The sequence below is a fragment of the Acinetobacter sp. 24-47-67 genome (genome assembly GCF_056779735.1).
Genome location: NZ_JBWYIK010000001.1, coordinates 476,572 through 491,794 on the forward strand (window position 1 = coordinate 476,572; position 15,223 = coordinate 491,794).

Annotated in this window: 18 protein-coding genes; 6 read left to right on the plus strand and 12 right to left on the minus strand. The window is 38.3% G+C overall.

Annotated elements, in window-relative coordinates; genetic code table 11:
* Nucleotides 1-5: 5 nt before the first annotated feature.
* From AC1M9K_RS02510 to AC1M9K_RS02555, 10 genes are all read right to left on the minus strand, one after another.
* The gene (locus tag AC1M9K_RS02510) at nt 6-734 is read right to left on the minus strand and encodes a hypothetical protein (RefSeq protein ID WP_481588414.1); all 729 of its coding nucleotides are present in this window, start codon (nt 732-734) and stop codon (nt 6-8) included.
* Between the two features lie 106 nt (nt 735-840).
* A complete protein-coding gene (locus AC1M9K_RS02515; RefSeq protein ID WP_035268759.1) occupies nt 841-2,730 on the minus strand; it encodes a M48 family metalloprotease in 1,890 nt (629 codons plus the stop codon).
* A gap of 84 nt (nt 2,731-2,814) precedes the next feature.
* The gene (purF, locus tag AC1M9K_RS02520; RefSeq protein ID WP_035268762.1) at nt 2,815-4,353 is read right to left on the minus strand and encodes an amidophosphoribosyltransferase; all 1,539 of its coding nucleotides are present in this window, start codon (nt 4,351-4,353) and stop codon (nt 2,815-2,817) included.
* A gap of 24 nt (nt 4,354-4,377) precedes the next feature.
* Nucleotides 4,378-4,962: a CvpA family protein gene (locus AC1M9K_RS02525; protein ID WP_179998321.1), complete on the minus strand. Its 585-nt coding sequence runs from the start codon at nt 4,960-4,962 to the stop codon at nt 4,378-4,380.
* A gap of 3 nt (nt 4,963-4,965) precedes the next feature.
* A complete protein-coding gene (locus tag AC1M9K_RS02530) occupies nt 4,966-5,970 on the minus strand; it encodes a quinone-dependent dihydroorotate dehydrogenase (protein ID WP_035268767.1) in 1,005 nt (334 codons plus the stop codon).
* Between the two features lie 88 nt (nt 5,971-6,058).
* A complete protein-coding gene (gspM, locus tag AC1M9K_RS02535; protein ID WP_180027608.1) occupies nt 6,059-6,538 on the minus strand; it encodes a type II secretion system protein GspM in 480 nt (159 codons plus the stop codon).
* Nucleotides 6,538-7,680: a type II secretion system protein GspL gene (gene gspL, locus AC1M9K_RS02540; protein WP_481588415.1), complete on the minus strand. Its 1,143-nt coding sequence runs from the start codon at nt 7,678-7,680 to the stop codon at nt 6,538-6,540. Before gspL ends, gspM begins: the two co-directional genes overlap by 1 nt.
* A 42-nt stretch (nt 7,681-7,722) precedes the next feature.
* The gene (locus tag AC1M9K_RS02545; protein ID WP_180027606.1) at nt 7,723-8,178 is read right to left on the minus strand and encodes a phosphoglycerate mutase family protein; all 456 of its coding nucleotides are present in this window, start codon (nt 8,176-8,178) and stop codon (nt 7,723-7,725) included.
* Between the two features lie 73 nt (nt 8,179-8,251).
* Entirely contained in the window at nt 8,252-9,325 is a 1,074-nt protein-coding gene (locus tag AC1M9K_RS02550) for an NAD(P)H-dependent glycerol-3-phosphate dehydrogenase (protein WP_481588416.1), read from the minus strand.
* Between the two features lie 53 nt (nt 9,326-9,378).
* Nucleotides 9,379-9,954, minus strand: a complete 576-nt coding sequence (locus AC1M9K_RS02555; protein ID WP_481588417.1) for a nitroreductase family protein — start codon at nt 9,952-9,954, stop codon at nt 9,379-9,381.
* Between the two features lie 231 nt (nt 9,955-10,185).
* On the opposite strand from AC1M9K_RS02555, the gene AC1M9K_RS02560 reads away from it, so the two are divergent.
* Nucleotides 10,186-10,569 carry a hypothetical protein gene (locus AC1M9K_RS02560; RefSeq protein WP_481588418.1) on the plus strand — a complete coding sequence of 128 codons (384 nt, stop codon included), beginning with the start codon at nt 10,186-10,188 and terminating at the stop codon, nt 10,567-10,569.
* Between the two features lie 50 nt (nt 10,570-10,619).
* Here AC1M9K_RS02560 and rhlB read toward each other — a convergent pair whose 3' ends face one another.
* Together rhlB and AC1M9K_RS02570 are read right to left on the minus strand one after the other, a co-directional pair.
* Nucleotides 10,620-11,771, minus strand: a complete 1,152-nt coding sequence (gene rhlB / locus AC1M9K_RS02565) for an ATP-dependent RNA helicase RhlB (RefSeq protein WP_481588419.1) — start codon at nt 11,769-11,771, stop codon at nt 10,620-10,622.
* A gap of 106 nt (nt 11,772-11,877) precedes the next feature.
* Entirely contained in the window at nt 11,878-12,090 is a 213-nt protein-coding gene (locus AC1M9K_RS02570) for a cold-shock protein (protein WP_004824348.1), read from the minus strand.
* Between the two features lie 387 nt (nt 12,091-12,477).
* Between AC1M9K_RS02570 and AC1M9K_RS02575 the strand changes: the two genes are divergently transcribed.
* From AC1M9K_RS02575 to AC1M9K_RS02595, 5 genes are all read left to right on the plus strand, one after another.
* Complete coding sequence (locus AC1M9K_RS02575) at nt 12,478-12,699, plus strand: sulfurtransferase TusA family protein (protein ID WP_035265917.1); 222 nt, start codon at nt 12,478-12,480, stop codon at nt 12,697-12,699.
* Between the two features lie 141 nt (nt 12,700-12,840).
* Nucleotides 12,841-13,710, plus strand: a complete 870-nt coding sequence (gene rpoH / locus AC1M9K_RS02580; RefSeq protein WP_481588420.1) for an RNA polymerase sigma factor RpoH — start codon at nt 12,841-12,843, stop codon at nt 13,708-13,710.
* A gap of 117 nt (nt 13,711-13,827) precedes the next feature.
* Entirely contained in the window at nt 13,828-14,193 is a 366-nt protein-coding gene (locus tag AC1M9K_RS02585) for a DUF423 domain-containing protein (RefSeq protein ID WP_035265913.1), read from the plus strand.
* Nucleotides 14,194-14,208: 15 nt separating this feature from the next.
* Nucleotides 14,209-14,406, plus strand: coding sequence for a sulfur carrier protein ThiS (gene thiS, locus AC1M9K_RS02590; protein WP_035265912.1), 198 nt, complete (start codon nt 14,209-14,211; stop codon nt 14,404-14,406).
* Nucleotides 14,407-14,418: 12 nt separating this feature from the next.
* Complete coding sequence (locus AC1M9K_RS02595; protein ID WP_092766137.1) at nt 14,419-15,204, plus strand: thiazole synthase; 786 nt, start codon at nt 14,419-14,421, stop codon at nt 15,202-15,204.
* Nucleotides 15,205-15,223 lie beyond the last annotated feature (19 nt).

The window sequence follows — 15,223 nt, forward strand, 5'->3', positions numbered from 1 at the left end:
TCGATTTAATTTTTAATTAAGTTCCACAAGCGACGCTTTAACAATGGCTGCTCAATCATGTCTTGTAAGCTTGCAATCTGCACATGCTGCGTCGTCGATATATGCGGCAAATACCCTAAGCTCAATATTTTTTTATCAACAGATAATGCATCGATAAAACCCTGTATAAATACTTGAGCACCTCTTCCATCTTGGAATTGTGCGAAATTAAATGGCCATTTTAAATCGTAAAACTGTGAACTCACACTACGCTGGATATTCACCCATAAGTTTTCTTGTTCTGTGGTGAGCGCTGTAGCATCTAGCAGAATAGTATGTGTTTTAGTGATCATCGCTTGAATTTCAAAAGCATCGATTACAAGCGGTTGACGCTCAACAACTTCATCTTGAGACTGTTTGTCATTTTCCACAAACTCTCGAGGAAGCTGCACACCATCTGGATTACTTTTTAACTGAAGCGAAGAATCATCTTTATTTAGCTGTTCAGCTTGTGAAGCTGGTTTTGTGATGAACTGTTCTAATTGAGCTTGCGCAAATTCAGGAAAAGATACATCTGTTGGATGATTTTCTTCAACTTGATCGCGATATAAGGAAGGTTTGTAATGACGTGTTTGTGCCGTATTTTGTGGAATCCATATATCGATTCCCATCACAGCTAAGAGGCTTCTTTGATGCTCTAACATATTCACATTCATTACAGATGGACTGGCATGAGGGCTGGGTATTCTACCCACTTTTTTAATCTTTTACTGAACTTTTAATCCGCAAACAATCATAACTTAATTTCATTTCTGACGCATTAATATCCTTGCACCTTTTAAATTCAGAATGCATTGATAGCTAAACAATAATGACGCTATTTTTCTTATGCATTTGATCCACAATTTCATCACTTTCAAATCCAAGTCGCCAATATAATAATTCAAGTACATCTAACTCATCTTGTGTAATGATTCGATCATTCCATAAACATAATTCAGCAACACCCAAAATACTCAACCGATCTCTCAGCAACAATCCAGCAATATCATTAAGAATTTCACCTAAGTCGATAGGTTCATCTGAAATTTCTTCATAAAATTCAATTTCATCACGAGTTAAAATTCGTTCTAAGATTTGGGTTCTAACTTCAAGCTGATTAGCAGTATTTAACTGCTGAACATGTAATAACGCATCTATTAGCCTAACAATTTGCGGCTTAGCATCCTCAATTGAGGTTGGACGATGTATTGGCAATAAATCCAGTTGAGACTTCACCTTTTCAATCAGTAAAGCATCCAAAAGCCCAATTTCACCATCTTCTTGAATAATTTTAGCCAATTTAGTAATAAACTGACGCGCACTTGTAGCAGGCATATTTCCCAACTGCTTACATGCCTCATGAAAAATTTGAATATGCACTCGACCATCTATATTTAACAGTGAGTCGACAATTGCACGACTCACAGGCGCATCCGAAGGAATAAATTCACGGTACTGCCGAATCATTAAAATCGCAACCATCACTTCACGCGCACCAGTCGAAGTTTGCAAAGCCCTTTGAATGAGTTCTGGACGTTTCATCTGCTGTCTAACTTCACTATTTAAGGGTTTGATGGCATCCTTAATTGCAAAGCTGATCGGTGATAATCTTAATAATGGAAGTGGCTGTGGTGACATCCATGGATTATATTCTTCAGCAATAGACTCCTCTAAAGAACGCATTAAACTAAATAGTGGTTGATTTCGTAATTTTTGTAAATTTTCTAATTGAATATCTTCAAGTAAATTCGGATTTAATTCATATATACGATCTTGAATACAAGGTTGGATATTCAACCAACTTTGAGGACTAAGTGAGTTAGCAAAGCACATATGAGAAATAGCTTCAGAATATTCACTATGAATCTGTGATCCTGCGTGATGAACATAGATTCTTAATAAGGTTTGAATATTTGCATTACTACTCAATAATTGTCTTGTCATTGCATCGTTATACAATGTTCGACTACCCAAAGTAATATATTTCATCAGACGCGTAATAAAGACGCCTAAACTACCAATTAACCATATGACTCCACCGATCGCCACAAAAGTTGTTTCCAAACTATCTCTCAATTGATCCCGATTACGTCGAAATCCCTGCTTCGCGATTTTACTGCCCCATTGACTAAAGGTAATTAACCCACTGTATAAAATTTTAAGACGAGTATTTTCTCGAGTTTCACCCGATAAAATTTTATGGAATTCATGACCCAACAATCCATAAAGCTCTAACTCATCGAGATTTTGTAGCGCCCCCCAAGTCAGAATAATCACAGTATCTTTGGGATGAAAACCCGCAGTCAGTGCATTAACCCCTATTTCATCGGGTAAGACATAGAGTGTAGGTGTATCAATTGAGAAACGATGTGCTAATTTTTCAGCAAGCCTAAGCGCTGTACTTTCTTCTGGAGTACTTTCAATAAAAGTGAGTTGTCGTGCTTTCAATTGTTTTGCGAGCGTATGACCACCAGAGCGGAAGACATAAAACTCATAAACGACAGAACCACCGATAATGCTAATCAATAGCACCATCATATATGGACTGAGAAAATGCCACCAAATGGACTCAGAAGGATCAATATAATGAACCAACAATCCGAGCGTCGTGTTTAAAATGATAATTGCGAGCACAATAACAATTAAACATACGCTTAATGACCACAGCATATTTTTGTTTTTAATAAAGTAACCACTAACATCTTTCAATGTAAAATTTCCTCATTACATTGTGTTGTGATCATAAATTAAAAAAGCGGGAAATACCCGCTTTTTCAAATAGAAAACTATAAATTAATTTTCTTTAATACCACTCAGATCAACTGAGGCTGCATCAATATTTAGATCGATATAACCATCTTTGGTTTTCTTGGCAGAGTCATTACGCTTGCGCTCTAAACCATCGAGATATGACTCATCAATGTTACCCGCAACGTAAATACCGTCAAATACTGAGCAGTCAAAGTCAGTTAACTCAGGTACTTTTTTCGTACGAACAGCTTGCTTTAAATCTTCCAAATCTTGGAAAATCAAACGATCAGCACCAATCATTTCACGAATTTCTTCAACATCACGATTTGAAGCAATTAATTCGTTTTTAACTGGCATATCAATACCGTAGACATTCGGGTATTTCACCATTGGTGCAGCCGATGCAAAGAAAACTTTTTTAGCACCGGCGTCACGCGCCATTTGAATAATCTCATTACACGTTGTGCCACGCACAATTGAGTCATCTACAAGCAATACGTTCTTATCTTTAAACTCTAATTCAACTGGATTGAGCTTTTGACGTACAGACTTTTTACGCAACTGCTGACCCGGCATAATGAAGGTACGACCGATATAACGGTTTTTCATGAAACCTTCACGGAATTTCACACCGAGTGTATTGGCAAGTTCTAAAGCTGATGTACGCGAAGTATCTGGAATAGGAATGACAACATCAATGTCATGGTCCTCACTCCATTCACGCAGGATTTTCTGCGCCAACTTCTCACCCATTTTCAAACGTGCTTTGTATACCGAAATTCCATCAATGATGGCATCTGGACGAGCAAAATAAACATACTCAAAAATACATGGGCTATGGTGTGGGTTAGCCGCACATTGCTTCGTGAATAGATTACCCGCATCATCAATAAAAATTGCTTCACCTGGCATCACATCACGTTCAACTTTAAAACCAAGCGCTGTTAAAGCAACTGATTCGGAAGCAAGAATATATTCAACACCATCATCGGTATCACGCGATCCCAAAATTAAAGGTCGAATACCATTTGGATCACGGAAGCCAACTAAACCATGACCTGTGATCATCGCAACAACAGCATAACCACCTTTACAACGCTCATGCACACGAGTGACTACATGGAAAATATCATCCGCAGTCGGTGTAAGTTTGCCGCGTTTTTGTAATTCATGTGCAAAAACGTTTAATAACACTTCTGAATCTGAATCAGTATTCATGTGACGTAAATCTGTTTTAAACAGATCATCATGAATCTCGTCAGCATTGGTTAAATTACCATTGTGCGCTAAAGTAATACCATAAGGAGAGTTTACGTAAAATGGTTGTGCTTCAGCGCTACTCGATGAGCCAGCTGTTGGATATCGGACATGACCAATTCCGTAATTACCTAACAATGCACGCATATGACGTGTATGAAATACATCACGCACCATGCCATTGTCTTTTCTCAAAAAGAGACGACCATTATGGCATGTCACAATCCCTGCAGCATCTTGTCCACGATGTTGTAACATCGTTAATGCATCAAACAACATTTGGTTAACAGGTGATTTACCAGCTATACCAACAACTCCACACATAGCAACCTCGCAGACAAGCTAGGATTAATAAAAAGGATTATTCGTTGAATGAGATGACGAATCATCTTGTTCAGAAGATGATTGACGAGAAGAATCTGATGATTGATTCGACTCTTCTGATTTCATATGACTTAAAGCTTTTGACGCTGTCTCTTTGGTGTACTCAGTCGCTAAAGGCGCGTAAGGCAATAAAGTTTGAATAAACTTAGATTGTTTCCAATGTGGAGAGCTCTCTACAAATGAACCAATCCCTTGCATAGTAATGAGGACGATTAAGAGACCTTTCAAGGTGCCAAATGCACCACCTGCCAATCGATTTAATGGACCAAGCTTTAAGCTTTTCAGCAACCGATTTAATATTGCAGTGACGATCCAAGTCAAAACAACAATAATCAGAACAATAAAAGCAAATGCCGCTATTTTTTGAACCACAGGATCTTGACTGAGTGCGGACATTGAAGGCGCAATTTGACCCGCAAATTTTGCACCCATAATGAGTGCAAAAATCCATCCTACCAAGTTCGCAAAGGCTTTAACGAATCCTTGACGCAAACCGTTAAGCCCTCCAATGAGCAGAATAATCAGTATAAAGATATCGATGGTATTCATAGATTAGGTCATAGCTTGTACGCAATCTTTAATCAGTTTTGGCCCTGTATAAATTAGACCACTGTAAATTTGAACCAATTGCGCACCCGTTTGCTGTTTAGTCGCGGCTTGATCACCACTAAGAATACCACCAACACCAATCAATGGGATTTGACCTTGAAGTAATTTTGAAAATGCAGATAGACATTGTGTACTTTTTTCAAATACAGGCGCACCAGATAAACCACCTGCTTCATCACCATGCGCTAAATTTTCTACACCCTCACGTGACAAAGTCGTATTGGTCACAATCAGACCATCAATTTTAAATTGAATTAATTGAGATGCAATAAATTCAATATCTGACTCAGTTAAATCTGGGGCAACCTTTAATACCAGTGGAACATAGTGTTGATATTGTTCAGCAAGTTCAAGTTGACGATTTTTTAAAGTTTCAAGAAGTTCTGTTAATGCATGTCCACTTTGTAAACTACGTAAGTTCTTGGTATTCGGAGATGAAATATTAACAGTAATATAAGATGCATAATTATAAACTTTTTCTAAACAAATTAGATAATCAGTTACAGCATCTTCAACTGCTGTATCGGCGTTCTTACCGATATTGATGCCTAATACACCTTTATAATTTGCTGCTTTAACATTCTCAATCAGCTGATCTACACCATCATTATTAAAACCCATACGATTAATAATCGCTTGAGCCTCTGGAAGGCGGAATAAACGCGGTTGAGGATTACCAGACTGAGGTCGAGGGGTAATGGTTCCAATTTCGATAAAACCAAAACCTAAACTCGCAAGTGCATCAATATATGCACCATTTTTATCTAAACCTGCAGCCAAACCAACTGGGTTTGGAAATTGAATACCCATACAAGTCACTGGCTTTGGGTCTATTTTTTGACGCATTATGCCAAACTTATATGTCGATTTAAGCATTGATAATGTCAAATCATGTGCACGCTCAGGCGCCAATGAAAATAGAAATGGACGAGCAAGCGAATATAACATATCTCAAAAACTGCGGTTTTTTAAGTTGCCACATTATAGGCTGAGTATGCCCAAAACGCTATGCCTGTCATAGGTTTATTTTCACCACTTACTGTACTGATGCTGTTAATTTAATCGCAGCTCCAGACTTAATAAGTTCCAATTTTTCAACACTTAAACCCATTTGAACCAATTGGGTAAGAAAATTTGCGAGGATCGCGTAGTTTTCATGCTCAGCACTGATCATCAATTTATTATCGCTTGGTTGTGTGACCACAGATAATCCTGCTTGTTGTGCTACACGCTGAATTTTATCCGAAGGTGTTAGGCTTAAATCTGTTGAAGATTTCATTGTCACCACATTGGATTGCATCCACACCAATGTGTCTTTCAGTTCATTCAATCTTTTTTGCTGATTATCTGCTGCTTCATGCATTTTCCACAAAGCAGAACCAATCAATGCGACGACAACGATAATCGTTGCAGCGATGACAAGTACACGCTCACGTACACTCAATGACGATAAATAGTCATCAATCTTTTCAAATAATTGATCAAATTGATTTTGAAATTTTTCTAAAGTTTTCATTATTGTACTTTCACCAAACCAACGACCATTTTATCCTGAGTTTGCACATTCCCAAGTTCAGCTTTGAAGCCTTGCTGATTCATTTGTTGAATTAGATTTTGTAATTTTTCGGATGAGTCCGCCACCAAATCCATACTCAATCCAGATGCTTCATAGGAAACACGATTTGCGATGATTTGATGTTGCATTAAAATCGGACCTACACGACTGATTAACTGTAAGACCTCAGTATTTGCAGGCTTACTCATCCGCAAATTACTTTCAAATTGGCTTCGTAAATTTTGCTCATTGAGACGACTGTTGGGACCAAACCAAGATTGATATTGCCCTACCGCAACCAAAGCCGTTTGATCAGATACTTTTTTTAACTTTACCCAACGCACTAGATCATAACTGAATTGCGCTACAAGCAAACCCACAAGCAGTGCTGCACATGCTTTCCAATAACCTGAGATTCCACCCTCTGTGTTTTTTGCTTTAGGCAAAACATTGAATGGATGATTCTTTAATTTTTTTTCAGCTTTAAATACATAATTAAAGCTTTCCCGCTCATTTTGTTCCGTTGCATGAATCAAACTCATCATCTGATCATCATTTAACCGATCATGCAAAATATGTATAGGCTTTGGCAATAGATCCAAAAACAATGGTAAATCATCAATCGCAAAACCTTGATTTGATCCTGTTCTCGCCAATAAATGCCCATGAATATTAGCTAAAATAGTTTCCCCCTGTTCTGGCACTGGTAAGACCAAAAAATCGGGTAATAGCGCAACCACTTTCACCGGAATCAAGTTCAGAGCATGTTGCATTGTTTGGACTTGGTATTGACTGATCCCCATTACTGACAATTGGTCTGGTGCCTCAAATTGAGTAAGCACTTTCATCTGATCAATGGAGTGAATGGTATATTCTTCAAGTAAATATTTAGCGCCTTCGCTTCCAATTTGCTTGAATTGAGCTTTGGGCATATTTTGTTGAATAATTTGTACATCATGGCTTGAAAAGAATACAACAGCTTCTTGTCCATGATACGGTTGAGTATCTTGAATCAACTCTTCTAGCGTTGTTGATGAATTCCAATTTTCACCATTTGACCAGAGCCAAACCCCATTCGACACTGGCATCCATAAATACAACATTAATTTTATTCTGCCGTTTTATTCATTAAACACTTATGGTTATTAAGCTGACGGTACAAAATGTTTTAATTTTGTGGAAAGTCCCGCAGCAATGACTGTCTGATCATAAATCCGCGCTTCAGCAAGCGAAAAAGGAGTAAAAAATTCAGACGTAATAATTTCTTCAATATATGCCACAACATTCATATGACATACAACCACAATATTCTCAAAAGGTAGTTGAGATAACCACTCAACTGCAACTTTAGCATCATCGTCAGGTTTAATTTTATCACATACTAAAACTTCAACATTTGGAAAGAATTGCTGTATATGTTTTAAAGTTTCCTGCGCCCTGAGCAAAGTACTCACTACAAATATATCAGGTGCAACCACGTCTTTTAAAAAGTGCGCAGTTTGTTCAGCTTGAATATGACCCCGCTCAGTCAGTGGTCGTTTCGAGTCATTACCATTAATTGGTGGAGCGGCTTCACCATGACGAACTAAAGTGAGTTGCATTTGTTTTCCCTAAACCATGTGTCATCCATCATATCTAAACATTATGACAATGATGATAAACCATTCATTAATCTTAAACTTTATGATGCGGCAATACGAATTCAACATCACTTCGATGACCATTCTTCATCAAAGATAATGCAATATGTAATGGTGGTGCACCTTCATAAATCACTTCGTAGAGTGCTGTGGTGATTGGCATATAGACATCAAGCTCTTTGGCTCTTGCATTCACTTGCACAATGGTATTAATCCCTTCAGCTGTTTGACCCAGTTCCGTCGTTGCCTGCTCTAAGGTTTTACCTGAACCTAAAGCAAATCCAACTTGATAATTTCGACTTAAGGGACTATTACACGTTGCGAATAAATCGCCAACACCAGACAAACCTAAGAATGTCAGTGGATTTGCACCTAGCTGTACAGCGAAGCGACTCATTTCCGCCAACGCACGTGTCAAAATCATGCTTTTGGTATTTTCGCCAACGTTATAAGCTGCAGCCATCCCCATTGCGACAGCATAGATATTTTTAAGTGCACCTCCAAGCTCCACGCCATGTACATCATCGCTTCCAAATACACGAAATAGTGCACTGTGTAATGCTTGTTGCACTGCATATCTCACCAATTCAGAATGGCTGGCAATCACTGTTCCAGCAGGCATTCCTGACATAATTTCTTTCGCTAGATTTGGGCCCGAAAGGACGCCATAAGGCACTTCTGGAAGCTCTTCACGAATAATATCACTCATGAAACTAAAGGTTTTAGCTTCAATCCCTTTTGTGAGTGATACAACTGCCTGAGCGGTGATAAAGGGCTTAATCTGTTTGAGTACATCTCGGAATGAATGGCTCGGAATAGCAACCAAAATAATGTCTCGATCTCGAACAGCTTTTTCAAGATTGGATTCTGCTTTTAATGCTGGCTCAAGGTTATAATCTGGCAAATATCTTGAATTTACATGTGTTCGATTTATTTCTTTCGCAATTTCCTCATCACGGATCCAAATCATAGTATCACAACCATTTCGTACTGCCGTATTCGCCATGGCTGTACCAAAACTACCACCACCAAGAATCGTAACGCGCAATGCTGTTTTATGATCAATTGCAACTGGCTCGACCAAATCTGAAAACTTTAATTCCGACATTCTTTTAAATCCTAAACATTCTTTTTCTAATCGTTAAATTTGCAATGTTGCAATTACGGCTGCCAAAAACTGACGAATGCATCTGTTTCAATCTCAGCGCGTGGTGCAATCGCCTTAAAAGCAGTCCCTACATAAATGATACCTGAAATTAAATCATGCGTTTGTAGCCCTAACTTTCTTTTAAATAGATCCGACTCCACAACAGCACCACTGCGCCACATGGTATTGAAACCCTGAGCTTGTAAACTGAGCAAAAGATTTTGTATTGCAGCACCTGAACTTAAAGTTTGTTCAAAATATGGAACTTTCGCATGATCATGAAATCGTGTTACAGCGATAATCAGCATAGGTGCACGCATAGGATGCTGACGTGCGCGTTCAATTTGAATTGAATCAGTTTCACCAAGGTCTGCTACTGCTTCACTGAGTAAAACTCCAAATGCTTCTCGTAGCTCTCCTTTCACAACAATAAATTGTGTCGGTTTCAGACGATGATGATCAGGCGCGGTTAAAGCTGCTTGAAAAGCTAATTCTAATTGTTCTGCGTTAGGATGAGGTTCTACCAAATGACCAACGGATTGACGCTGATGAATATTGTCATGCACTACTTGAGAAAATTGATCTGACATTTGAAGACTAATCTTTAAACTAACACTATGTACTTAAGCTTAGCATAAACATTGAAAACTACTCTACAGTTATACTTATACACAATGCATCCAGCATGATTACAATCAAACAAAAATCAGGTATTTCACTTCAAAATCGATACAAAACATGCTTAATTCTTTGGAATTTAAACCCTAGCATACATGACAGAGCTCCAAACTTTATATTGCAAATGCTAAAGGAAAAATAAAATGAAAAAATTAATGACATTGGCTTCATTAGCAACTACAACAATTCTCCTGAGTGCTTGTGCATCAACACCGACTGAAACACTTGCCATTCAAAAACCAAACAATCAATATGAGGTGTCAGGATTAGGCAAAACCCAAGTTCTTGCAAAAAATAATGCAATTTCTGCCGCGAACAAAACTTGCGGTAAGAATTCTGCACCTGTGCTAATTGACGAAAAAACTGAATATAACGGCGCTCTAAAAGGTGTTGTAGATGAACAGACTGGTAAACTCATCACAGCCGCTTCATCAGTACTTGGCTCTGTGATCGGTACTAAAAATACAATCCAAAAAGACACTGACTACCAAACAACAATCACCTTCAGCTGTAATACAACTCGCTAAAATTTCCTATAAAAAAAGTCCCTTTGATGGGACTTTTTTTTATTGAGCAATTAGCAATAACCATCTAAACGTGTCAATGGAATCTTTTGACCGATCGCTTTTTCGATCTCAGGTAAATAAAAAGCATCATCTTCTGACAAGAAACTGATACTCACACCTCTTGTTCCTGCTCGACCTGTACGCCCTATACGGTGTACATAATCATCAGACTGCTCAGGCAAAGTAAAGTTAATCACGTGTGACACACCATCCACATGAATACCTCGACCAGCCACATCTGTTGCGATCATAATGTTGTGTTTGCCATTTTTAAATTGATCCAACATCTTTAAACGTTTATCTTGCGCAATTTCGCCAGACAACATTACTACCTTATAACCATCATGTTTAAGATGATCATACAGCTTACGGACTTGATCACGGCGGTTTGCAAATATCATAACCTTTTCAATGGGCTCATCACGCAATATTTCTTGCAGCAATTTGTATTTATCTGATTTCCCAACCACATAAACACGTTGCTCTACGTCTGCATTGGTTTTCTTCTCAGGCTCAATTTCGACAGTAACAGGTTCAAATAACCATTGTTGAGCAAGATTGAGTACATCATAACTAAACGTTGCAGAAAACATTAAAGTTTGACGTTGTTCTTTGCGTGGAGAGAATCGAACAATGCGTTTTACAGAAGGAATAAACCCCATATCCAGTAAACGATCTGCCTCATCAATAACTAAAAATTCAATTTGATCCAACCAAATTTCTTTTTGTTCAGTGAAATCAATCAAACGTCCTGGTGTCGCGACAAGAATATCAACGAAATTTTCATCCAGTTGTTTTTTTTGCTTATCAAAATCTACGCCACCCACCAAAGTCACAACATTTAAGTCGGTAAATTTAGTCAGATCACGTGCATCGTTTTCAATTTGAATCGCAAGCTCTCGCGTTGGCGCCATAATTAAGGCACGGGGTTCACCACGATAACGCTGTGCTTGTATCGGATTATTCAGTAAATCATTAATAACACTAATTAAGAATGCTGCGGTTTTTCCTGTGCCTGTTTGTGCACGTCCAATTGCATCATGCCCTGCCAACGTATATTTCAATACTTTCTGTTGAATGGGGGTCATTTCATTAAACCCTAAAGCATCAATCGCTTGCTTAAGTTGCGGATGTAAATTAAGGGTTTCGAAACCTGATGACATATAAGGGGCTCTACAATCAATATTTGATAATGGTCTATAGTATAAACAAAAAACGCCCCAATTTATCAAAATTGGAGCGCAACCTAATTTTCAGTGGAAAGTAGGATTAGTCTAAAGGCTGAACTTCTTCAGCTTGAAAACCTTTTTGACCTTGTACAACGCTGAATTCTACGCGTTGACCGTCACGAAGTGAACGGTGGCCTTCACCTTGAATAGCACGGAAATGAACGAATACGTCATCACCGCCTGCGCGTTGAATAAAGCCAAAACCTTTAGTATCGTTAAACCACTTAACAACGCCTTGTTCGCGAGCTGTCATAAGTTAATCCTCAGTTGGTAAGAAAAGGGACCACCCGGTGTTGCAAACAGCAGAGCAAACAAATTTTAAAACATTTTTTATTTCAAAGCTTGTAATCATTCTGTAAAACTATTAACAAAATCCCGGTTATATCCATTATAAATAAGGCTTAGAGAACAAATTTCTCTACGCAATCCTTAAGTACGCATTGAGCTTAACATGGGTACAACACAATTAATAGAAAAATTTTAGCTAATTATCTAACTAAAACTTGTATATTAATCACACAAATTTAGTGCAAAAATTGCACTTTATTTGAACAGTTCATCTAAATCATTTAATTTTATTCTTAAGTCACACTTTTGCTAGAATAATGACCAACTTTATTATTCAATCTCGTGTTTTACTATGTCTCAAGTGTTAATCGATGCGATGGGTAAACCTTGCCCTTTACCTTTACTGCTACTTAAGAAATCGATGAAACAAAATAGTGCACCTCAGCAATTTTTATTAAAAGCTTCAGATCCGAACAGTCAAATCGATATTCAACGTTATTGTCAGCTACATAAATTGACATGCGCATTTAAACAAGTTTCGGATTCTGAATTTCATTACGTGATTGAATCTTAGGTGTTTTCATCTAAATTAATCATGGATAAATATTGTATTTAAATTTACATTTCACTACCCAAATTCGCTTAATTCTGTATGCTATAAGGATTAAGATGAATGTAATTGGTTTTTTAAACTATTTTCCTATAAGGAGTACTCATGACTGACAGCAGCAATCAATTGATGCCCCTGTCATTGTCTGCGCCCGGGGTCAATTTAGGTGCTTACATTAGTACTGTAAATCAGATCCCTATTTTGACAGCTGAACAAGAAAAAGAGTTAGCTGAACGTTATTTTTATGACCAAGATCTAGACGCAGCTAAAATGCTGGTGATGTCCCACCTTCGTTTTGTTGTGCATATTGCCCGCAGTTACGCAGGTTACGGCTTACCTCAAGGCGATTTAATCCAAGAAGGTAATTTAGGCTTGATGAAAGCCGTAAAACGCTTCGATCCCAATATGGGAGTACGCTTAGTTTCTTTTGCAGTACATTGGATTAAAGCTGAAATCCACGAATATGTGATTCGTAACTGGCGTATTGTTAAAATTGCGACAACTAAAGCTCAACGTAAACTGTTCTTCAACTTAAGAAGCTTAAAAAAATCGAGCAAGAAATTAACGCTCGAGGAAGCGCAATCTATTGCGGCTGATTTAAATGTAACAGCTGAACAAGTTCTTGAAATGGAAGGTCGTTTAACAGCTTATGACGCAGCCTTCGAAGCTCAATCCGATGAAGATGATGAAAGCTCAATTCATGTCGCTCCTGCGCTTTACTTAGAGGATAATCGTTATGACCCTGCTCGTTTAGCAGAGGAAGAAGATTATGAATCTCAGAGCACCTCTGCTTTACATGAAGCAATGGATCAGCTGGATGATCGTTCACGCAATATTTTACAGCGCCGCTGGTTAGATGATGATAAGTCTACGTTGCATGAACTAGCAGCCGAATATAATGTTTCCGCTGAACGTATTCGCCAGCTTGAAAAAAATGCCATGGACAAGATCAAGATCGCCATGTCATCAAATTAATACGATTACAAAAAAAGAGCTATAAGCTCTTTTTTTGTATTTACGCTATGCAAGTTTAAAAAAATCGTACGTCATGTATGCTATCGTATGACGCAATTTTCGATTGGGAATAACCTGATGTGGATCTCAATATCAGCCATTAATTTAGCGCTTGCCGTAATGCTAGGTGCTTTCGGCGCTCATGGCCTTAAAGCTCGTGCAACCGAAGCCCAACTGACATGGTGGCAGACTGCAACTGATTATTTCTTTTATCATGCAATTGGATTATTAATACTCGCACTCATACCAAAAATAATTCCAAACTTTTCAACTCAATTCAGCTTTATCTTCATCCAGTTCGGTATCATTTTATTTTGTGGATCTCTATATCTCATGGCTTTAGGGCTCCCGCGCGGGTTAGGGGCAATTACACCTCTTGGTGGAGCATTGATGATTATTGGCTGGCTACTTTTAGCATGGCAAGCATTCAAAATTCAACATTAATTTGAAGGTCATCTGATGAATATTTTTTTAAATGGCGAGTCGATTCAAACGCAATGCCAAAACTTATTAGAACTGGTTCAAGAATTATCGCTAGAAGGTAAACGATTTGCTGTTGAAAAAAATGAAATGATCATTTCAAAAAGTAAACTGGCAGATACCCCTATTTCAGATGCTGACCGTATAGAAATAATTCATGCTGTTGGCGGTGGTTAACTCGGAGTAAATATGGAAGATAGTCCGTTGATCATAGGATCACGTTCATTTAGTTCACGACTATTAGTGGGCACTGGAAAATATAAGGATATGCAGGAAACTGACTTAGCAATCCAAGCCAGTGGTGCTGAGATCGTTACTGTTGCAATCCGTCGCGTAAACATTGGTCAAAATCCAGATCAACCTAACCTACTCTCAGTGATTCCACCGGAAAAATACACCATTCTTCCCAATACAGCTGGTTGCTTTGATGCCAATAGTGCCATTCGCACTTGTATGCTCGCACGTGAACTTTTAGATGGTCACAATTTAGTCAAGCTTGAAGTATTAGGTGATGAAAAAACGCTTTATCCTAATATTACTGAAACCTTAAAAGCTGCAAGAACATTGATCGATGATGGTTTTGAAATCATGGTTTATACCTCTGATGATCCTATCGTCGCGCAAGAACTTGAGAGTATGGGCTGTGTCGCTATTATGCCTTTGGGGAGTTTAATTGGTTCTGGTTTAGGTATTCTTAATCCACATACCATTTCTATCATCAAAGAAAATGCCAAAGTCCCTGTATTGGTGGATGCTGGGGTTGGTACAGCTAGTGATGCTGCTATTGCGATGGAATTAGGTTGTGATGGCGTACTCATGAACACTGCAATTGCTGCTGCACAGAATCCGATTCTAATGGCTTCTGCTATGAAAAAAGCCGTTGAAGCTGGACGCGAGGCTTATCTTGCTGGTCGTATGCCACGCAAACGTATGGCAAATGCAAGCTCTCCAGAAACTGGATACTTTTTTAAATAAAAAAAACCCACTTTTTAAA